10 protein-coding genes are annotated in these 20,823 nt (G+C 69.6%); 6 read left to right on the forward strand and 4 right to left on the reverse strand.

Annotated elements, in window-relative coordinates; translation table 11 throughout:
* The first annotated feature begins 114 nt into the window (after window positions 1-114).
* Window positions 115-1,011 (forward strand): hypothetical protein, encoded by an 897-nt coding sequence (locus tag ABZ319_RS21890; RefSeq protein ID WP_354988303.1) that lies wholly within the window; start codon window positions 115-117, stop codon window positions 1,009-1,011.
* A 10-nt stretch (window positions 1,012-1,021) separates the two neighbouring features.
* On the opposite strand, the gene ABZ319_RS21895 is transcribed toward ABZ319_RS21890, so the two are convergent.
* The gene (locus tag ABZ319_RS21895; protein ID WP_354988304.1) at window positions 1,022-2,287 is read right to left on the reverse strand and encodes an SLC13 family permease; all 1,266 of its coding nucleotides are present in this window, start codon (window positions 2,285-2,287) and stop codon (window positions 1,022-1,024) included.
* 148 nt (window positions 2,288-2,435) lie between these two features.
* Here ABZ319_RS21895 and ABZ319_RS21900 point away from each other — a divergent pair, with 148 nt between their 5' ends.
* From ABZ319_RS21900 to ABZ319_RS21920, 5 genes are all read left to right on the forward strand, one after another.
* Window positions 2,436-8,354 carry a pentapeptide repeat-containing protein gene (locus ABZ319_RS21900; protein ID WP_354988305.1) on the forward strand — a complete coding sequence of 1,973 codons (5,919 nt, stop codon included), beginning with the start codon at window positions 2,436-2,438 and terminating at the stop codon, window positions 8,352-8,354.
* Window positions 8,355-8,486: 132 nt separating this feature from the next.
* Entirely contained in the window at window positions 8,487-9,149 is a 663-nt protein-coding gene (locus tag ABZ319_RS21905) for a hypothetical protein (RefSeq protein ID WP_354988306.1), read from the forward strand.
* Window positions 9,150-9,240: 91 nt separating this feature from the next.
* Complete coding sequence (locus ABZ319_RS21910) at window positions 9,241-9,774, forward strand: hypothetical protein (RefSeq protein ID WP_354988307.1); 534 nt, start codon at window positions 9,241-9,243, stop codon at window positions 9,772-9,774.
* 182 nt (window positions 9,775-9,956) lie between these two features.
* A complete protein-coding gene (locus tag ABZ319_RS21915) occupies window positions 9,957-11,390 on the forward strand; it encodes an FAD-binding oxidoreductase (protein WP_354988314.1) in 1,434 nt (477 codons plus the stop codon).
* On the forward strand, window positions 11,387-12,703 hold the full coding sequence (locus ABZ319_RS21920; protein WP_354988308.1) for a class I SAM-dependent methyltransferase: 1,317 nt from the start codon (window positions 11,387-11,389) through the stop codon (window positions 12,701-12,703). The genes ABZ319_RS21915 and ABZ319_RS21920 overlap by 4 nt, the downstream gene beginning before the upstream one ends.
* A gap of 30 nt (window positions 12,704-12,733) precedes the next feature.
* On the opposite strand, the gene ABZ319_RS21925 is transcribed toward ABZ319_RS21920, so the two are convergent.
* The 3 genes from ABZ319_RS21925 to ABZ319_RS21935 form a co-directional block, all read right to left on the reverse strand.
* Complete coding sequence (locus ABZ319_RS21925; protein WP_354988309.1) at window positions 12,734-16,270, reverse strand: protein kinase; 3,537 nt, start codon at window positions 16,268-16,270, stop codon at window positions 12,734-12,736.
* A gap of 299 nt (window positions 16,271-16,569) precedes the next feature.
* Complete coding sequence (locus tag ABZ319_RS21930; RefSeq protein WP_354988310.1) at window positions 16,570-18,723, reverse strand: 3-hydroxyacyl-CoA dehydrogenase NAD-binding domain-containing protein; 2,154 nt, start codon at window positions 18,721-18,723, stop codon at window positions 16,570-16,572.
* Between the two features lie 35 nt (window positions 18,724-18,758).
* Complete coding sequence (locus ABZ319_RS21935) at window positions 18,759-19,970, reverse strand: acetyl-CoA C-acetyltransferase (protein WP_354988311.1); 1,212 nt, start codon at window positions 19,968-19,970, stop codon at window positions 18,759-18,761.
* Window positions 19,971-20,823 lie beyond the last annotated feature (853 nt).

Genomic DNA, 20,823 nt, shown 5'->3' on the forward strand with positions numbered 1-20,823 from the left:
CTGGTGCCGCCCGGTCATGGTACGCCGAGCGATGTCCGGGGCGGGTATCCGGATTCGAGTCCCGCGCCGCCCGAAACCCCTATCCTGGGTGGACGTCGTGGGGAGGACGCGGGCATGAAACGCTTCATACGATGGCTGCGCGTCAATCTCGATGCCGTCGTGGTCATGATCGTCGCGCTGACCGCGGCCGCCGTCGAGATGTTCGGCACTTTCGGCGGTGACGACAAATATGTGCCGTCCGCCACGCTGGTGGTGCTGGCGCTGCTGGCCATTTCGATTCTGCGCGATCGGGCCGCGCTCTCGCGCGCGGTGCGCGACACCGCGACCGTCCGCCAGCTCTACGGCGCCGAGATCGGCCAGACGCACGCGCTGGCCCGCGGCGCGACCGATCAGTGGGCGTTCAAGGGCGGCACCGGCAGCTACCTGCGCGCGGTGACCCTGCCCGAGCTGCTGGACAAGGCGCGGCACGAACGGCGTTCGCTGCGTGTGCAATTGGAGATCCTGGATCCGGCCAACGAGGCGGTGTGCCGGGACGACGCGCACTTCCGCGCCTCGCTGCAACCGGCCAACACCGGCCGCCCGTGGACCGCCGACCGGGTGCGCAAACAGGCCTACGGCACGGTGCTGGCCGCCTGGTGGTATCACCAGCAGTCCGAATTCCTGGAGATCGATCTGGCGGTGTCGCCCATCCGCACCACCTACCGGTGGGACCTGTCCGCCGGCTGCGTCATCGTGACCCAGGGCAACGCGAACACCCCGGCGCTGCTGTTCGAGAGCGACAAGCCGCACTACCGCGATCTCGCGCGGGAGCTGCGGATGAGTTTCCGGCAGGCGAAGCGCGTCCCGATCGATCTGCACAGCGATCTGTCGACGCCGGGCGAGCCGACGCTGCGCCAGACCCGCGAGCTGTTCGACCGGCTCGGCATGCCGCTGCCGGGCGTCTACACCGACGACGATGTCGCGGAGATCATCCGGCACGCGCTGCGCCCCGAGGCCGCGCCGCACTGGTGAACCGCGCGGGCTAGGCGGTCAGCAGCAGACCGGTGACCGCGGCCCCGGTCGCGAGCACGGCCAGCGCCAACCCGGTGAGCACGAAGCGCCGCATGGGAATTCGCACCTCGTGGGTCCGGCAGAACTCCAGGCACAGCAGGGTCGCCAGCGACGCCCACGGCGTGACCAGCGGGCCGACGTTGGTGCCGATCAGCAGGGCCAGCAATTGATCGCGTTCCCCGACGGGTATCACCGCCTCGCCCGCGGTGTACGCGGGCAGGTTGTTCACGAGATTGGACAGGCCCGCCCCGGCGCTCGCGGCCCGGAACGCGCCGGCCGCCCCGGAGTCGTCACCGATCAGGGTGCTCATGACCGTGGAGAGGCCGTACCGGCCCAGGGTGGGGACGACCAGGAACAGCCCGGTCACGAAAACCAGCAGTTGCCAGGGGAACAGCGACCAGCGCAGGGCGCTGCGATCCAGGAATCCGAAGGCCGCCACCGCGATCAGCGCGGCGCCGGCCGCCGCGTATTCGATGCGCTCGCCCGCGAAGGGAATCGCGAGCACGAACAGCAGGCACGCACCCCCGGTGGCGTACAGCAGCACGCGTTCGCGAGCGTCCGCCGGGGTCACCGGCTCCGGCACGACGTAGCGGTCCGCACCGCGATGCGGTCGCCGCCAGTACCAGAGCCACAGGCAGACCATGGTCACCCCGACCGAAAGCAGCTGCGGCAGCCACATTCTCGCGCCGAAGTCCAGCGCGTGCAGGGCCACGCGATCGGCCGCGAGCAGATTGGTGAGGTTGGAGACCGGCAGCAGCAGGCTCGCGGTATTGGCCAGCCACAGCGTGGTCATGGCCAGCGGCACCGGCGCGATGCGGGCCGGGATCGCCAGGGCCAGCATGACCGGGGTGAGCAGCACCGCGGTGGTGTCGAGGTTCAGCACCGCGGTCGTGGTCGAGGCGAACAGCACGCACAGCAGGAACAGCGCCGCGTAGTTGCCGCCCGCGATGATGGCCAGGCGATGCGCGATCACGTCGAAGACCTTGGCGCGCCGGGCCAGCGAGGCCAGCACGATCACACTGACCAGGAACAGCAGCAGCGGGGCGATGCGGGCCATATTGTCCGCCGCCTCGGCGCGCGGCAGCAATCCCGTTGCCACACAGAGCAATCCGAGAACAAGCAGACCGATGCGGACGCCGTCGAGAACGGTCAGCCGGTTCCGGACCGACGCGCGCAGCCGCGCGAGCGGAGAATCCCGCGGCTCGGAATCGAGTTCTCGCATGATCAATGTTGACATGCCCCGCGCCCCCGGTGGCCCGGCCCGCGAATCCCCGGGCGCCGCACCGGCGGCCGAACCACGCATACCGAACCACGCGGCGGGATATGTCGGGCCGGGTTCGATTCGACCGGCCTCGAAGGGGTTCGGGCTGGGCAATACTGACACGGTGACGGTGGCGGGAGGGTGGCCGCGGGACTTCTTCATCAGTTATTCCCCGGCCGACGAACGGTGGGCGGCCTGGCTGGCCTGGCAGCTGGAATCCGCGGGTGCGCGCTATCGGGTGCTGCTGCACTCCTGGGATTTCGCCGCGGGCGAGAGCTACGAGGATTTCACCCGGCAGGGCCTGCGCGAATCCGCGGCCGTGGTCGCGGTGTTCTCGCACAACTATCTCGACTCCCGCGATTGCGCGGCCGAACGACGGGCGGTGGCCGCCCTGGACCCCGCCAAGGTGCTGGCGGTGCGCGTAGATGACTGCGCGCCCGCCGATTTCGCTCCGCATACCGAATTCCTCGACCTGGCGGACGCGCGGTCCGAGGACACGGCGCGGCGGCAACTGCTCGAACGCGCGGCGCGGCTGCCCGCCCGCTCCGGCCCGGCGGCGCCGCCCGCCGGATCGGGCCACGACGCGCGCCCGGAAGCGGCGGTGGGCCGAAGACCGCTGACGGCGCCGGACTTTCCGGGTGGATCCGGACCGGCCGCGCCGCGCACCGGACTGTCGATCCTGCATCTGCCCGGTCCCCGCTTCGGTCGCGGCCTGGCCGCGGCCGGGCAGCCGCGCGATCCCGCGGGCCTGCAATCCCATGTCTGGGGCGCGGTCTCGGAGCTGCTGGATCGCGAGCCGGGGGTGCCGACGCCCGATCTGCTGGTGGTGAGCGGTGATCTCACCGAATCCGGCCACCCCGCCGAAGTGCGGCAGGCGATTTCGTTCCTCGGCGGGCTGCGCGTACTGCTGAAGCTCGCGCCGGACCGAGTCGTGGTCGTGCCCGGCAATCACGACGTGTCCACCCTGGCTTGCCACTCCTATTTCCTGGACTGCGCGGCCAACGACCGCAGGCCGCTACCGCCCTACTTCCCGAAGCTCGCCCATTTCGCACAGCTGTTCACCACCCTCTATCGCGGCCTGGATCAGCTGGTTTTCGATGTGGGACAGCCCTACACCCTGTTCCCCGTTCCCGAACTGCACGTGGTGATCGCGGGCCTGAACTCCACCATGGCCGCGACCCACCTGGCCGACAGCGACTACGGATCGGTCGGCGAGGAACAACTCAACTGGTTCGCCGAACGCCTGCGCGATTTCGAGAAGCGGGGGTGGCTGCGCGTGGGCGTCGTGCGGCACGCGGCGGTATCGCATTCCAGCGCATCGCCCTACGATCCGGCGCTGCTGCGCGATGCCCCGAAACTGGCCGCCGCGCTCGGCCCGCGCCTGAATCTGCTGCTGCACGGCCCCGGTCCGGACGGCACGCACACCCGCCGGCTCGGCGGCGCACTGCCGGTGCTGGCCGCCGAACCCGATCGACCGGAACTCATCCACATCACCGCGGGCGGGCTGCTGCGGCTGCCCTGTGCGCCGGTGGCGGAGAAACCGGTCTTCTGGCTCGAACCCTGGGCCCGGTGCGCGGCCGCCTTCGGCCCGGACGAGCCCGACCGTCCCGCGCCGGCCCCGCAGACCGCGCCGGGACCCGACGAGCAACTGCTGGACAGCGTCCGGGAGATCTGCGCGGTCAAGTTCCCCGACGCCAAGATTCGGCGCAGCGCCACCGAGCATCCCTATCTGCTGATCACCGAGGAGCACGGGCGGGTCATCGACCAGCGGCGCATCGGCGTACACGTGGGCGAGGTGACCGAGGCGGTGCTGGACCGGTTCCTGCGCGGGCAGCCCGAACCCGGCTCCGAGCTGGTCTACCGGGGACCCCGGCCGACACCCGAGGTACGGGAGCGGGCGGCCGCCGACGGCGTCCGGGTGCGCAGCTTCTCCGACTTCCAGGGGCTGCTGGATCTCGACGACTACCTGCGCAAGCAGGCCGAGCAACTGCGCAACGATCCGCGCTATCCGCCGGGACTGTATGTGCCCCAGCGCTTCCGCATGGTGGAGCCGGGCGCGCAGGAGATCCGCGACGATCTCATCGGCACGCTGATGCGCCTGGTCACCGGGGACGACGGCCGGTTCGTGCTGCTGCTCGGCGATTTCGGGCGGGGCAAGACCTTCGCCCTGCGCGAGCTGGCCCGGCGCATCGGCGAAACCCAGCCCACGCTGCTGCCGCTGTTCATCGAACTGCGCACCCTCGATCGGACGCGCTCGGTGCACACCCTGGTGGCCGCGCACCTGGCCGACAACGGCGAGGACCGCATCGATCTGGGCGCGCTCGACTACCTGCTCGAACAGGGCCGGGTGGTGCTGCTGTTCGACGGCTTCGACGAACTGCTGTCCCGGCTCAGCTACGAGAGCGCGGCCGACCACATGGACACGCTGCTGCAGGCGGCGGTGGGCCGGGCCAAGGTCGTGGTCGCCGCGCGCACCCAGCACTTCAAGTCCCGCGATCAGGTGTCCGGGGCGCTGGGCAGGCGATTCGACGAACTGTCGGGCCGGCGGGTGATCAATATCGAGGACTTCACCCCCGACCAGGTCCGCTCGTTCCTGGTCAATCGCGCCTCGCTCATGCCGGACGTGGGCGCGGGCCCGCCGCCGGAGGACCGGATGCGGCTGCTGCGCGGCATCCCGGATCTGCTGGCCATGGCCCGCAATCCGCGCATGCTGAGTTTCATCGCCGAGATCGACGAGCACCGGCTGCGGGCCGCGGCCGGATCCGGGCAGCTCATCGGCCCGACCCGGCTGTACCGGGAGATCCTCGAGTCCTGGCTGACCTACGAGGTCGAGCGCTCGCCCGAACAGGCGGGCGCGCAGACCGGGTTGCGCGTCGAGGAGCTGTGGCAGGCGATCACCGCGTTCGCGCTGCGCGTGTGGGAGGCGGGCGAGCCCTACCTGACGCTGGCCGAATTGACCGACGTCGCACGCGAAGTCGACGATCTCACCGATCCGGGTCGGCGCAGCGCGCCGCTGTCCGCGCACATCATCGGCTCGCGCAGTCTGCTGGTGCGCGCCGAGGACAATCTGTTCGGCTTCATTCACCCCTCGGTCGCGGATTGGCTGGTGGCCAAGCATGTTTCGGTCGAGTTCGCCGCGGGCGCGAGTGCGCCGCCGCCGCTGGAACAGGCCGAGTTGACCCCGCTGGGCATCGAATTCCTCTGCGATCTCACCGATCTCGGGCTGCTGCGGGCCTGGATCCGGCGGGTGCTCGAGGATCCGGCGGCCCACGACATCGCCCGGCACAACGCCGAGCGCATCACCGCCAGGTTGCGCACGGCCCCGGATACCCCGTTGCGCGGCATCGACCTCGGCGAGCAGGACCTGTCCTATCGGGACCTGCGCCGCGCCGACCTCACCGGCGCCGTCCTGCGCCGGACCCGGCTGTTCGAGGCCACCCTCGACGGCGCGGTACTGGCCGGCGCCGACGCCACCGGGGCCGATCTGGAGCAGGCCGCGCTGGCCGGGGCCGATCTGCGCGGGGCCGATCTCACCGAAGCCCACCTCATCGGCGCCGACCTGCGCAACGCCGACCTGCGCGACGCCCGCCTGCACCGCGCCCGGCTCGACCGGGCCTCGCTGATCGGCGCGGACCTGCGCGGGGCCGATCTCACCGAAGCCCAGCTCATCGGCGCCGACCTGCGCAACGCCGATCTGCGCAACGCCCGCCTGCACCGCGCCCAGCTCGATCAGGCGTCGCTGATCGGGGCGAATCTGTGCCAGGCCGATCTGACCGGGGCCCGCCTGGCCCGCACCAACCTGACCGCGACTCTGCGGCACGGCACGGTGTGGACCCGGGCCGCACTGCTCGAGGTCATCGGGCTGCCGGCGCGGACCGAGCTGACCGGTTCGGCCCGGGTGCCGGGCACCCCGCCCGGCACCGAGTTCGCGCCGGCCGCGGTCGGGGTCATGCACGGCTTCGACACCAGGCACGGCCGCCTGCCCCGGCCGCTGGCCTACAGCCCGGACGGCGGTGTCCTGGCCCTGGGCTGCGACTACGGGGGCGTGGTCATCTACGGCGCGGACACCGGGCGCGTGCTGCGCACCCTGCAGGGACACCGGGCCCGCGCGTTCGCGGTCGCCTACACGGCGCAGGTACTGGTCACCGGCTCCGCGGACAACACCGTCCGCATCTGGGACGCCACCACCGGTGAGGCGCTGAGAATACTGTCGGACCACGAGAAATGGCCGTGGCCGCTGGAGGTGAACGTCACCGGCGATCAGCTGGCCACCGGCGACGCCGACGGCGTGCTGCGCCTGTGGTCGCTGCCCGCCGGCGAGTTGCGCTACCGCTTCGCCGCCCCGCGCGGACAGCGCCAGCGCATCGTCAGCATCGCCTTCCACGGCGATCAGGTGGCGGCGGGCTACCAGGACGGCACCGTCCGCATCTTCCGGGTGCACACCGGCACCGAGACGGGAACCTTTCGGGCGCAGACAGATTCGCTGCGCCGCGTGGCCTGGGATCCGACCGGGCGGCTACTGGCCGTCTGCGGCGCCGACGGCGTGCTGGCGCTGTGGGATCCGGCCGGCTGCCGGCCCGTGCGAGAACTGCCCGGGCACCGGGACATCGTGTACACGCTCGCCTTCCATCCCACCGAGCCGCTGCTGGCCAGCGGCGACACCGCGGGCGGAATCATGCTGTGGCGCCTGGACACCGGGGCGGTGCTGCACACCGGCGCCGAGCACGGCACCGCGCCCATCCACTGGCTCGCCTTCGAATCGAGCGGGGACCTGCTGGCCAGCGGCGACGCCACCGGCTCGATTCTGGTGCGCGACGGGCGCACCGGCGCGCCCCGGCATCGCCTCACCGGGCACACGGGATCCATCTGGCCGTTCGTCTTCCGCCCGGACGGCGGGCAATTGGCCGTGGCCGACGATCAATTCGCGCTGCGCGTCTGGGATCCGGTGACCGGAGAGTGCCGGCACGTGCTCACCGGGCACGGCCGCCACGTGCGCACGGTCTCCTTCGACGCCACCGGCGCGGTGCTCGCGGCCTGCGGCAACGACGGCGACGTGCGACTGTGGGACGCCGCCACCGGCCGGCTCACCGACCATCTGCGCGGCGACGCCGATCGCCCGGTGAACCTGGAGTCGGCCATCTTCAACCCGGCCCGGCCCGGTCAGCTCACCACGACCGGCAACGACGGCAGGCTCAGCGTGTTCGACATCGGCACCGCGACCCACGAGCGGCACATCAGCATCGACGCCGCGCCGGTGTGGGCCACCGCCTACAGTCCGGACGGCCGCCTGGTCACCACCGCCAACGACGACGACAGCGTCACCATGTGGACCCGCAACACCGGCGGCGAGCACGCGGTCTGCCGTGATCATCGCGGGCGGGTGCGCTCGATCGCGTTCGACGCCGCGGGCGCGCGCATGGCCACCGGCTGCGACGACTCCGAGGTCCGGGTCTGGGACGTCGCCTCCGGAACCCTGCTGCACACCCTGCGCGGGCATCGGGATCGCGTGTACGGGGTGGCTTTTCACGGCGATCGACTGGCCAGCGTGTCCTGGGACGCCGAGGTGCGGATCTGGGACATCGGCGGCGGCGCGACGGTGCACCGGCTCACCCGGCACGGCGGCAAACTGTGGTGCGTCGCGATCGATCCGCGCACCGGGATGCTCGCCACCGCGGGCGACGATCTGGCGATTCACCTGTGGGACATCACCTCCGGACGACACCTGCACACCCTGACCGGGCACCGCTACCGGGTGCGCTCGCTGGCTTTCGCCCGCACCGGCGGGCTGCTCGCCAGCGGCGGCAACGACGGCAGCGTCATGCTGTGGAGCTGCGGCGCCGACGACACTCCCCCGGCCCAGCGGGCGACCCTGCTCGGCTGGCCCGAGGGCTGGGCGGCGTTCACCCCGGACGGCCGCTACAAGACCGAGGGACTTACCGACGGGCAGTTCTGGCATGTGATCGGCATGCGCAGATTCGAAGCGGGCGAGCTGAATTCGTATCTGCCGCAGATTCGGCAACTCGAACTCGACGAACCGCTGTGACGAGGGAGCCGCCCAACTGGGCGGACGCCCATTCCAGTGGGCAGCGGGCCACCACCCGGTTATGCTTCGCCGCGATCCTGCACGACCGGATTGTCTGTTCTACGGGTTTTATTCGAGGGGAATCGCTCCACCATGCACTCCGTTCGCCGCGTCAAGAACGTGCTGTCCTACGTTCTCTCCATAGTCATCGGATGTGCTCTGCTGTTCGGCGGCGTGAGCACGCTGAGCGACGACGGCACGGTGAAGTGCGGCAGCCGGGTGATGTCCCCCGGGGACACCTGCGACACCACCCGCAAGGGCCGCACCACCACCCGCACCTACGACGAGCAGAAGGACAGCAACGGCTCCACCCCGTGGATCCTGTTCGGCATCGGGACGCTGATGATCGTCGGCGGCGGGTTCATGCTGGTCCGCGAGATCCGCCGGGGCTCGGGCAACACACCCAACCCGCCGTCCGGCGGCGGTGCGCCCAACCCGTACGCCCAGCCCAATCCCTACGGGCAGCCGAACCCGTACGCCCAGCCCAATCCGTACGGACAGCCCGCGCCGCAGGCCCCCGCCTACGGTCAGCAACCCGGCTACGGTCAGCCCGCGCCCTACCCCCAGCCCGCCCCCCATGGCCAGCAGCCGCAGTACGGTCAGCCCGCGTACGGTCAGCAGCCCGGCTACGCCGCGCCGCAGGGGTATCTGCCCGCGCCGCAGTACGCGCCCGCGGGTCAGCCCTACCAGCCGCAGCCCGGCTACGGGCAGCAGCCGTACCCGCAGCAGCCCGGCTATCCGCAGCGCCCGCGCTGAACAGCTGCCGCACAAGCGAATTCACCCGGGGGAGAGCATCATCAGCAACGCGGTCAAGGGCGCCATCGCCGTACTCGTGTTCGGGTTCCTGATGGGGGGACTCAGTCTCGTCTCCCTGGCCATCGGAGACCGCGGCAAGGTCATGTGCGGCGACGAGCAGATGCGACCGGGCGAGCGGTGCGTGACGACCGAGAACGGCAACTCGACGACCCGCAGCTATTCGAGCCAGCGCAGTACCAACACCGAGGAGAAATGGACCGCCGCCGGCATCGGCGGCATCGTGTTCCTGGGCGGGACCGTCTGGCTGATCGTGGCGCTGGGCGACCAGAAGCGGGCCCGCGAGCGCGGGCCGCAACCGGTCTTCGGCGGCTACCCGTACCCGCCCGCCGCCGGGTACGGCCTTCCGCCCGGCCCGCAATACTCGTATCCCGGCCCGCAGCACCCGGTGCCCGGCCCCGGGTTCCCCGCACCGCAGCAGTTCTATGCGCCGCCCCCGGTCGGCCCGATCCCCGATCCCGAGCCGCCCCGGCCGGCCGCGCACAAGCCGCCGATCGAGCATTCAACCCTGCTCCACCCGCCCACCGAAGCGCATCCGTATCCAACTCGTGACCCAAAGCCGCACTGACACACCGCAATCCTCAGGCAATTAGCCGAAGTAACTATTCTCACGGTCGGAGCGGGAATAGACTCGAAGCGTGGCTGCTGGGGGCCACATCGTCGCATGCTAACTGTGTGTGAAAAACCGCCCCGCCGGTGTGCGCTTGCTGGCCGTACCGGTCGGTGCACGCTAGCGTTCCGAGGGTGGCAGTGAGTCTGTTGGGGTTGGCTGGCCGCGCACCGGCCGCACGCGAATCTGGGTTCGCCGCGTATCAGGCCGGGGTCGATCGACTCCTGGCCTCCTATCGTGCCATCCCGCCCGATGCGAACATCCGGCTGGCCAAGAAGACCTCCAATCTCTTCCGGGCACGGGCGAAGAACACCGCGCCCGGGCTCGACGTCTCGGGATTGACGCAGGTCATCGCGGTCGACCCGGAACAGCGCACCGCCGAGGTGGCGGGCATGACCACCTACGAGGACCTGGTCGCGGTCACCCTGCAATACGGGCTCGCGCCGCTGGTGGTGCCGCAACTCAAGACCATCACCCTGGGCGGCGCGGTGACCGGCCTCGGCATCGAGTCCACGTCCTTCCGCAACGGGCTACCGCACGAATCGGTCCTGGAGATCGATGTGCTCACCGGGGCGGGCGAGATCATCACCGCCACCCCGGACGGCGAGCACGCGGATCTGTTCCGCGGTTTCCCCAACTCCTACGGCACCCTCGGATACTCCACCCGGCTGAAGATCGAGCTCGAACCGGTGAAACCGTATGTGGCACTGCGCCACATACGGTTTCATGATTTACGGGAGCTGGAGGCCGAGATGGCGCGCATCGTCTCCGACCGCTCGTACGCCGGTGAGCAGGTCGATTACCTCGACGGCGTGGTGTTCACCGCCGACGAGAGCTACCTGGTGCTCGGCCGCCAGACCGACGAGCCCGGCCCGGTCAGTGACTACACCGGCATGGAGATCTTCTACCGGTCCCTGCAGCACGACTCCGACCGGCCCAAACGCGACCGGCTCACCATCTCCGACTACCTCTGGCGCTGGGACACCGACTGGTTCTGGTGCTCGCGCGCCTTCGGTGCGCAGAACCCGAAGATCCGGCGCTGGTGGCCGCAGCGATACCGGCGCAGCAGCTTCTACTGGAAGCTCATCGCGCTCGATCACAAGTACCACATCGGCGACAAACTCGAAGCCCGCCAGGGTAATCCGCCCCGTGAGCGGGTAGTGCAGGACATAGAGGTGCCGATCGAACGCACCGCCGATTTCCTGGAATGGTTCCTGCGCGATATTCCCATCGAACCGATCTGGTTGTGCCCCTTGCGATTGCGTGACGACAACGGCACCGGCCGACCCTGGCCGCTGTACCCGCTCGAACCGGGACGCAGCTACGTGAACGTCGGCTTCTGGTCTGCCGTGGCCACCACGCCCGGGCAGCCGGAGGGCGCGGCCAACCGTGCCATCGAGCGCAAGGTCTCCGAGCTCGACGGCCACAAATCGCTCTACTCGGATTCCTATTACGGACCCGAGGAGTTCGCCGAGCTGTACTACGGCGGCGGCACCTACGCCCGCCTCGAGAAGGACTACAACCCGGATCATCGACTACTCGACCTGTATTCGAAGGCGGTGCAACGCAAGTGACCACATTCAAGGACCGTTCCGAGGTGTTCGCAGAGCTAGGTTCCAAGCTCACGATCGCCGAGATCTTCGAGTCCCTCATCGAGGGACCGATGCCCGTGCGCTTCACCGCGTACGACGGCAGCAGCACCGGACCCGCGAACTCCGAGTTCGGGCTCGAGATCGTCAATCCGCGCGGGGTGAACTACGTCGCCAACGCACCCGGCGATCTGGGTATGGCACGCGCCTACATCTCCGGTGACATGCGCATTCACGGCGCGCACCCCGGTGATCCGTACGAGCTGCTCAAGGCCATGGCGAGCATGAAGTTCCGCCGCCCGACCGCCATGCAGCTGGTGGTCATCGCCCGATCGCTCGGCTGGGAACTGCTCAAGCCGGTCGCCCCGCCGCCGCAGGAGACCCTGCCGCGCTGGCGGCGCATCGCCCTGGAAGGGTTGCGGCACTCCAAGACTCGTGACGCCGAGGCCATCCACCACCACTACGACGTCTCGAACACCTTCTACGAGTACGTACTCGGCGAGTCGATGACCTACACCTGCGCGGTGTACGGGGACGAAGCCTGGAACCTCGAGCAGGCGCAGGAGAACAAGTACCGCCTCGTCTTCGACAAGCTGAATCTGAAGGTCGGCGACCGGCTGCTCGACATCGGCTGCGGCTGGGGCGGAATGGTGCGCTACGCCGCCAAGCGGGGCGTTCGCGTCATCGGCGCGACGCTCTCGGCCGAGCAGGCCGAATGGGCGCAGGCCAGGATCGCGGCGGAAGGCCTGTCGGGCCTGGCCGAGGTGCGGCACTCGGATTACCGCGATATCGCCGAGGATTCGTTCGACGCCGTGTCCTCCATCGGCCTGACCGAGCACATCGGCGTCCACAACTACCCCGCGTACTTCGAGTTCATCCAATCCAAGCTGCGCGACGGCGGGCTGTTCCTGAACCACTGCATCACCCGCCCGGACAACAAGCACACCAGTAGGGCCGGGGATTTCATCGACCGGTACGTCTTCCCCGACGGCGAGCTCACCGGCTCGGGCCGCATCATCTCCGAGATCCAGAACGTGGGCCTCGAGGTGCTGCACGAGGAGAACCTGCGCCGCCACTACGCCCTGACCCTGGCCGAATGGTGCGACAACCTGGTGAAGAACTGGGATGCCGCGGTCGAGGAGGTCGGCGAGGGTACGGCCAAGGTGTGGGGCCTGTACATGGCGGGCTGTCAGCTCGGCTTCGAGCGCGGCGTGGTGCAGCTGCACCAGGTCCTGGGCGTCAAGAACGGCCCGGACCAGGCCTGGACGGTCCCGCTGCGCCCGTGGTGGCAGCCCTAGGCGGTAAGCCTGGACGCACCCTGCGATTGCTCAGACGAGCGAATCCAGAAATGCCCGGGGCAGCTCCTGCGGATCGGATCCGCCTGTGCCCAGGGACATTTCGGTGCGCAGGGTGCGCAGCAGGCCGAGGACGCCGGGTCCCGCGTCCAGCAGCGGCCGGGTCCAGCCGAGGTCGGCGCAGGTGATCACGACCGGGATCAGGACGCTGATCGCTTCGCCCTGCCAGCGGGCGGTGGCCAGGGCTTCGGCCAGTAGCAGGGCCGCGTCGAGTTCGGCGCGGGGACGGTTCTTCTCGCGGGTGCGGGCGTGCAGGGCGCGGGCGCGTTTGACCGCGGTGTCGGCGGTGCCCAGCGGGGCCAGCTCGTCGGGCACGGCGGGATCCTCACCGCGATGGTGCCGTGCCAGCAGGGCGCGAATGGCGGCGATCTCCTCGGCCTCGGCGGTCAGCGCCGCCGCACCGGTGAGATGGTGGACCGGCCGCGGCGGCGGATCACCCGCCGAACCCGCACCGGGCTCGGCGGGCAGCTCCAGCCGCAGCCGTTCGGCGCGGATCCGGGCGGCGAGACGAGGCAGCTTGCGCTCCACCGCGATACGCGCACCCTCGTCCAGACGGGCGGCAGCCGCGCCGGCGTCGCCGAGCACCGCTTTGACCCGCGCGCCGATGACGAAGGTGCTCACCAGAAAGTCGATCGGGCCGACCCGCGCCGGCAACTCGCGACTCTGATCCAGCAGTCGTTCGGCGCCCTCCAGATCCCCACGGCGATAGGCCAATTCACCGAGCAGCGCACTCGCCACCCGCGCCGGGTGCGATCGCGGGCCGGAGCGATCGCGGGCGATCTGCCACGCCTGTTCGAAACACGCCGTGGCGGTCCGGATGTCGAGCTGTTCGTAGGCGGCCGCACCCAGACCGCAGCGACCGAACACCGCGCCCAGCGGATCACCGGAGCGTTCGTGATACGGCCGCGCCCACTCCTGGGTGGCACGCGCGCCGTCGAAGTCGAACTCGCAGAGCCGCACGAAGGACGCGAGATTCGCCGCGGTGGACACCGTCCAGGCGGGCAGCTCGTCGACCAGGCGCAGCGAATCGGTGAGCTGGTCCAGCACCCCGTCGGTGCGATCGCGCGCCACCTGGTCGGCGGCGGCCAGCACGGCGGCCTGGCAGCGCTGGATGACGGCCTCGGCATCCAGCGGCGAACTGCGGGCCAGCATGTTCGACAGCCGGCCCAGCGCGGTGCGCGCGGCCCCGGACTGCTGCAGGTTCACGTTCGCGCGGGCCAGCGCCATCAGCAGTTTGGAGCGCGAAGTCACTTGCTGCACCGGCAGTTTCGACACCGTCCCGAACAGGGTGGCCAGCCGGGAGCGATCGATGAGGTCCATGCCGCCGCTCTCGATGAGATCGAGGGCGTACTTGAAGTCGGTGGCCGCCATGGCGTGATCCACCGACTGCCGCAGCATCTGGTGTTCGGCGAACCAGCGCGCCGCCCGCCGGTGCAGCGCCTTGACCTGCCCGGGTTGCGCGCGTTCGAGCCGGGCGCGCAGGTGCTCGGCCACCATGGGCTGCATCCGGAACCACTGGGAATCGTCGGAGACCCGGTGCACGAACAGCTCGCGCGCCTCGGCCTGCTCCAGCAGGCTCCCGGCGTCCGCCGCGCCGCTCAGCGCCGTCGCGAGGGAGGCGTTGACCCGCTCGGGGACCGCGACCGCGCTCAGGAACTCGAGCATCGCCGGTTCGAGCTGATTCAGCACGTTCTCCGCGAGGTACTCGCGTATGGCCTTGCTGTCGCCCGAGAGCCGGGCGATGAGCTGATCGGCGTCCCGCTGCGCACCGCGCAGGGACAGGCTCGCCAGCTGAATGGCCGCGGGCCAGCCGCCCGCGGCGGCGTGAATCTGCTCCACCTGCCGGTCGGTGAGCTCGAGTCCGTTGCGATCCACCAGGATCTGCCTGGTCTCATCCTCGGTGAGACTCAGTTGATCGCAATCGATTTCGACCAGTTCGTCGGCCACCTGCATTCGGCTCAGCGGCAGCCCGGCGCGCTCGCGGCTGGTGACCACGAATCGCAGATGATGACATCCGTTGTCCAGCAACGACTCCAGCACGCGCTGCGCGCCGGCGTCGGTGATGCGATGCCAGTCCTCCACCATCACCACCACCGAGGATCCGCTCGCGTGCACCTCGTCGATGAGCGCGGAGATCGCGTACGGCACCGCCTCGGCGGGCCGTTCCTCCAGCACCTGTTCGAGCCCGGCCCCGATCTCCGGGCGCACCCGGCGAATGGCCGCGATCATGTGCGCGAGCAGCCACACCTCGTGATCGTCGTCGCGATCGATGCCCAGCCAGGCGACCGCGACCCCGCGATCGGTGAGCTCGGCGCACCACTGGGTGGCCAGGGTGCTCTTGCCGAAACCCGCCGGGCCGTGCAGCACCGCCAGCCGCCGCCGTCCGCCCTGGCGCAGCGTTTCCAGCAGGCGCGGGCGCGGCACCGGCTCGCGCGCGAGCGTGGGCGGCCGGAATTTCGTGGTGGCCGTGGGCGGCAGCGTGTTGCCCAGGACCGGAAAGTCACCGCTGCCCGGATCACCGGATCGGGCGCCGGTCTCGGACCCGGTGGGCGGGCGCAGGGTCATCGAGCGGTTGCGGGCGCCGGGCACCGCTGTCCCGGTGCGCTGGCGCGAAAAGTACCGGCTGTCATCGTATTCGGTGTCCGGGCCGGAGATATCGCCGTCCAGCAGCGCCATTTCGTCCGGTACCTGCCCGTGCCCGGACTGCACGGTGCGCAGCAGATCACCGAACTCGACGGCCGAGGCGGGCCGGTGCCGCGGATCCGGGGCCATGGCCGCCTCGATGGCCGCCGCCACGTCGGCGGGAATGTCCTGCTCGCGCAGGTCCGGCACCGGCTGGCTGGTGATGCGCAGGAACTGCGCGATGATCTTCTCCCCCGACTGCCGCTCGTAGGCGGCGTGCCCGGTCAGCAGCGCGAACAGGGTGGACCCGAGCCCGTACACGTCCGAGCGCACGGTGGGCTCCTCGCCCTTGAGCACCTCGGGCGCGGTGAAGGCGGGCGATCCGCTGATCAGACTGGTCGAGGTCCGGAATCCACCGGGAATTCGGGCGATCCCGAAATCGGTGAGCATGGGCTCCCCGTACCGGCTCAGCAGCACATTGGCCGGTTTCACGTCGCGGTGCAGCACCTGCGCGCGATGCGCGGTCTCGATCGCGCCGGCCAGCTTCACCCCCACCCGCAGCGAATCGGACCAGCCGAGCGGACCGTTGTCCCGGACCAGCCGTTCGAGCGAGCCGTGCGTGGCGAAGGGCATCACGATGTACGGCCGCCCGCTCGCCGTCACGTCCACCTGCAAGATGTCCACGATGTTCGGATGCCCGGACAGGCGGCCCATGGCGTGTTCCTCGCGCAGGAAACGCTCGCGGCTCTCGTCGTCGATCTCCGAGGACAGCACCTTCACCGCCACTACGCGATCGAGCACCCGCTGCGTGCAGCGGTAGACCACACCGAAACCACCCCGGCCGATCTCCTGCGCCTCGGCCAGCCCCATGGCTTCGAGCTCGTCCACGATCGACACGGGAACGTATGCCTCGGTGGCGTTTTCGACTCGGGAGGGTGCTCTCCGGGGGCCTCCCGGGTCAGGCTGTGAGTTCACGTCTCTGCCCACCTCGAACTCGACACGAGCGCACACACCGAACGGACGGGTGGTCCGATGCGCAACCCGTACATATTCCCAACGTAGCGCGGGTTTCGCCGGATCGGGCACGAAACGCAGGCACGGGGACCGGAAAGCACACCGCCCGGGTCACGAGAATCGTGACCCGGGCGGTGCCGGTCGTCATCGGCGGCGCGGACGCCGCCACTCGACTACTTGCGCAGCGAAGCCGGAACCTCGAAGCGCTCACCGAACTTGGCGGCCAGCTCGTCGGCGCGAGCCACGAAGCCGGCGGTGCCGCCCGGGTAGCCCACGATGAACTGGTGCACGCCACCGGTCCAGGCCGGGTAGCCGATGCCGAAGATCGAGCCGATGTTCGCGTCGGCCGTGGTGGTGAGCACGCCCTCGTCGAAGCACTTCTGGGTCTCGATGGCCTCGATGAAGAGCATGCGGTCCTTCAGATCCTGCAGGGTGACGCCCTCGGGGAGCTCACGCTGGGAACCGAAGGCCTCGCGCAGGCCCTCCCAGATGCCGGCGGTCTTGCCGTCGACATAGTTGTAGAAGCCGGCGCCGTGCAGCTTGCCCTTGCGATCGAACTTGTCGATCATCGTGCCGATCACGTTGCCCGAGGCGAGCGACGCCGCGGAGATGACCTTGCCCTCGGCCTCGGCCGCGGCACGGGTCTCCTTGAAGATCTTCTGCATGGTCTCGAAGTTGAGCTCGTCGCTCAGCTTCAGCGGCGCGGCCGGGTAGCCCGCCTGCAGGCCGACCTGCTCGATGGTCTGCGGATCGATGTTCTCCTCGAGCATCATGATGGCCTCGTTGATGAACGTGCCGATGACGCGAGAGGTGAAGAAGCCGCGGCTGTCGTTGACCACGATCGGGGTCTTGCGGATCGCCAGGGTGTAGTCGTACACGCGGGCCAGGGCCTCGTCCGAGGTCTTCTCGCCACGGATGATCTCGACCAGCGGCATCTTGTCCACGGGGGAGAAGAAGTGGATGCCGATGAAGTCCTCGGCGCGCTTGACGCCGTTGGACAGCAGGGTGATCGGCAGGGTCGAGGTGTTCGAGCCCAGCAGCGCGTCGGCGTCGACGATGTCCTCGATCTCGCCGAAGACCTTGGCCTTGAGCTCGGGGTTCTCGAAGACGGCCTCGATCACGAAGTCGACTCCCGCGAAGTCCTTCGCATCGGCGGTCGGGTGGATCTTGGCGAGCAGCGTGGCCGACTTCTCCGGGGTGGTCTTGCCACGGGAGAGCGCCTTCTCCTCGATCTTCTCGGAGTAGTTCTTGCCCTTGTTGGCGGCCTCGATGGTGACGTCCTTGAGGACGACGTCGTAGCCGGCCTTGGCGGAGACGTACGCGATGCCCGCGCCCATCATGCCCGCGCCCAGCACGCCGATCTTCTTGATCTCACGCTTGGGCACGTCCTTGGGACGCGAACCGCCGTTGTTGATCGACTGCAGATCGAAGAAGAACGCCTGGATCATGTTCTTCGCGACCGGGCCGGTCAGCAGCGAGACGAAGTAGCGCGACTCGATGAGCGAGGCGTTGTCGAAATCGACCTGCGCGCCCTCGACGGCCGCGGACATGATCGCGCGCGGCGCGGGCATGTTCTGGCCCTTGATCTGCTTGCGCAGGTTGGCCGGGAAGGCCGGGAGGTTCGCGGCCAGGGCCGGGGTGGACGGGGTGCCGCCGGGGATCTTGTAGCCCTTGACGTCCCAGGGCTGCACGCCCTTGTCCGGGTTGGCCTTGATCCACGCCTTGGCGGCGGGGACGAGCTCCTCGACCGAGCCGACGACCTCGTTGATCAGGCCGGTGGCCTTGGCCTTGGCCGGGTTGAACTTGTTGCCCTGCAACAGAACACCCATGAGGCCGTTCGCGATGCCGAGCATGCGGGTGATGCGGGTGACGCCGCCGCCGGCCGGGAGCAGGCCGAGGGAAACCTCGGGCAGGCCCAGCTGGACGCCCTTGACGTCGGCCGCGATGCGGTAGTGGGTCGCGAGGGTGATCTCCAGGCCGCCGCCGAGGGCCGCGCCGTTGATCGCCGAGACGACCGGCTTGCCGAGGGTCTCCAGGCGACGCAGGTCGCCCTTGATGGAGGTGAGCTCCTCCATGATGTCCGCCGCGTTCTCCGGGGTGGTCTTCATCATGTTCTTGAGGTCACCGCCGGCGAAGAAGGTCTTCTTCGCGGAGGTCAGCACGACACCGGTGATGTCGTCCTTCTCGGCCACGAGGCGATCGACGGTCGCCTTCATGGAGTCCTTGTACAGCTGGTTCATGGTGTTGGCGCCCTGGTTGGGGTCGTCCATGGTCAGCACGACGATGCCGTCGGCGTCCTTTTCCCAGCCGATCATGTTCTCACTCATAGTTTTTGGTTCTCCTCGAGAAAAGTCGGTGGGCGTTAGACGCGCTCGATGATGGTGGCGACACCCATGCCGCCGCCGATGCACAGGGTGACCAGCGCGTAGCGCGCGTTGCGACGGATCAGCTCGTCGACCATGGTGCCGGTGATCATCGCGCCGGTGGCGCCCAGCGGGTGGCCCATCGCGATAGCGCCGCCGTTGACGTTCAGCTTCTCGTCCGGGATGTTCAGGTCCTTCTGGAACTTCAGAACGACCGAGGCGAACGCCTCGTTGATCTCGAACAGGTCGATGTCGTCAACCGTCAGACCGGCCTTGGCCAGCGCCTTGAAGGCGGCCGGGGTCGGACCGGTGAGCATGATGGTGGCGTCCGCGCCGGAGGTGGCGGTGGCCACGATGCGGGCGCGCGGGGTCAGGCCCGAGGCCTTGCCGGCGTCCTCGTTGCCGACGAGCACGAGGGCCGCGCCGTCGACGATGCCCGAGGAGTTACCGCCGTGGTGCACGTGGTTGATGGACTCGACGTAGGTGTAGCGCTGCATGGCCACGGCGTCGAAGCCGCCCATCTCGCCGATGCCGGCGAAGGCCGGGTTCAGCTTGCCCAGGTCGGCGGCGGTGGTGCCGGGACGCATGTGCTCGTCGTTGTCGAGCACGGTCAGGCCGTTGATGTCCTTGACCGGAACGACGGAGTTGGCGAAGTAGCCGTTCTTCCAGGCGTTCTCGGCCAGGTCCTGCGAGCGCACGGCGTAGGCGTCGACGTCATCGCGGGTGAAGCCCTCGATGGTCGCGATGAGGTCGGCCGAGATGCCCTGCGGGACGATGTAGGCGTCGTAGCTGGTCGCGGGATCCATGAACATCGCGCCGCCGTCGGAGCCCATCGGCACGCGGGACATGGACTCGACGCCACCGGCGATGACCAGGTCGTCGAAGCCCGAGCGGACCTTCTGCGCGGCCAGGTTCACGGCCTCGAGGCCGGAGGCGCAGAAGCGGTTGATCTGGATGCCGCCGACGGTGTCGGGGAGGCCGGCGGTGAGCACGAGGGTGCGGGCGATGTCGGCGCCCTGGTCACCCACGGGGGAAACAACACCCAGGATGATGTCCGAGATCCGATCCTCGTCGAGGTTCGGGAAGCGGTTCCGCAGCTCAGCGACCAGACCGGTGGTCAGATCGATGGGCTTGACCGAGTGCAGCGACCCCTTCTTGTTGCGGCCGCGCGGGGTGCGGATGGCCTCGTAAATGTAGGCCTCTGTGGTCATATCGGAGTGTTTCCTTCCTTAAGGTGCGCCGTCACCGCGTTGTGCGGTCAGCACGTAGCCATAACCTCGCCGACCGGCCGTTCGGCCAGCCGTCCTGACGCTGTACAAACAGCGGCACGAACCGGTCGGCACGGTTCAGGTAACCCGTACGCCTGGGCATACCTTAGAACCTCGCCGAACCGATACTCGCGGCCACCCGATCATAGTACCGCCCGATGCGAACTCCGGTTAACTTAATCCGTCTCACAGGGCAACTGTCAACCCTGTAGCGGAGTAGCGCCCAATTCCGACCGCAGGAGTTCCAAGGCCACATCATCCGGGTCGCGACGCTCTTCGGCGGGGACCGGGACGGCCGCCGCGGCGAGCATCTCCCGTTCCTCTTCCTCCGTAGTAGCAGGTGGGACGCCGTCATAACCTACTGGCGAGTATTCCGAAGGCCCCGGGTCGTCCGGGAGGTCCGGCCCGTCAGGTAGCGGAATATCGTCTTCCGGCGGGGTGTTCCGGGCCGCCGAACCGCCGCGGGTGAACACCCGCTCGGGCGCCGCCGGGGCGGGCTCCGCGGGGCGTTCCGGAGCGGGCGCGACCGCAGTCGCCGCCTCGTCCGCGGGGGCCGGGCCCCAGCCGGCCGGCGCCGCGGCGGGCGCGCTCGCGGCGGGGGGCGCGCTCTTGGCCTGACTCGGCCGGGAGAACTGCGCCGGCCCCTTCTTGGCGGCGGGTCCGGCGCCGGCGGGTCCCTTGCCCGCGCCCTTGGCGGGGGGGGGCGCCGCCCCGCCCCCCCCCCCCCCGCCGTCCCCCGTCACGGCGGGGTGGCGCCCCGGGAGGGCGCGGCCGGGCGCCCGCCCCGCCGCCAGGG

The sequence above is a fragment of the Nocardia sp. NPDC005978 genome, from assembly GCF_040614455.1.
Lineage (GTDB): Bacteria > Actinomycetota > Actinomycetes > Mycobacteriales > Mycobacteriaceae > Nocardia.

Bases quoted from the DNA above. Each gene is read 5' to 3' on its own strand.
- ABZ319_RS21935 (WP_354988311.1), bottom strand. From the start codon at position 19,970: ATGACCACAGAGGCCTACATTTACGAGGCCATCCGCACCCCGCGCGGC.
- ABZ319_RS21895 (WP_354988304.1), bottom strand. From the start codon at position 2,287: ATGTCAACATTGATCATGCGAGAACTCGATTCCGAGCCGCGGGATTCT.
- ABZ319_RS21930 (WP_354988310.1), bottom strand. From the start codon at position 18,723: ATGAGTGAGAACATGATCGGCTGGGAAAAGGACGCCGACGGCATCGTC.
- ABZ319_RS21905 (WP_354988306.1), top strand. From the start codon at position 8,487: ATGCACTCCGTTCGCCGCGTCAAGAACGTGCTGTCCTACGTTCTCTCC.
- ABZ319_RS21910 (WP_354988307.1), top strand. From the start codon at position 9,241: ATGGGGGGACTCAGTCTCGTCTCCCTGGCCATCGGAGACCGCGGCAAG.
- ABZ319_RS21890 (WP_354988303.1), top strand. From the start codon at position 115: ATGAAACGCTTCATACGATGGCTGCGCGTCAATCTCGATGCCGTCGTG.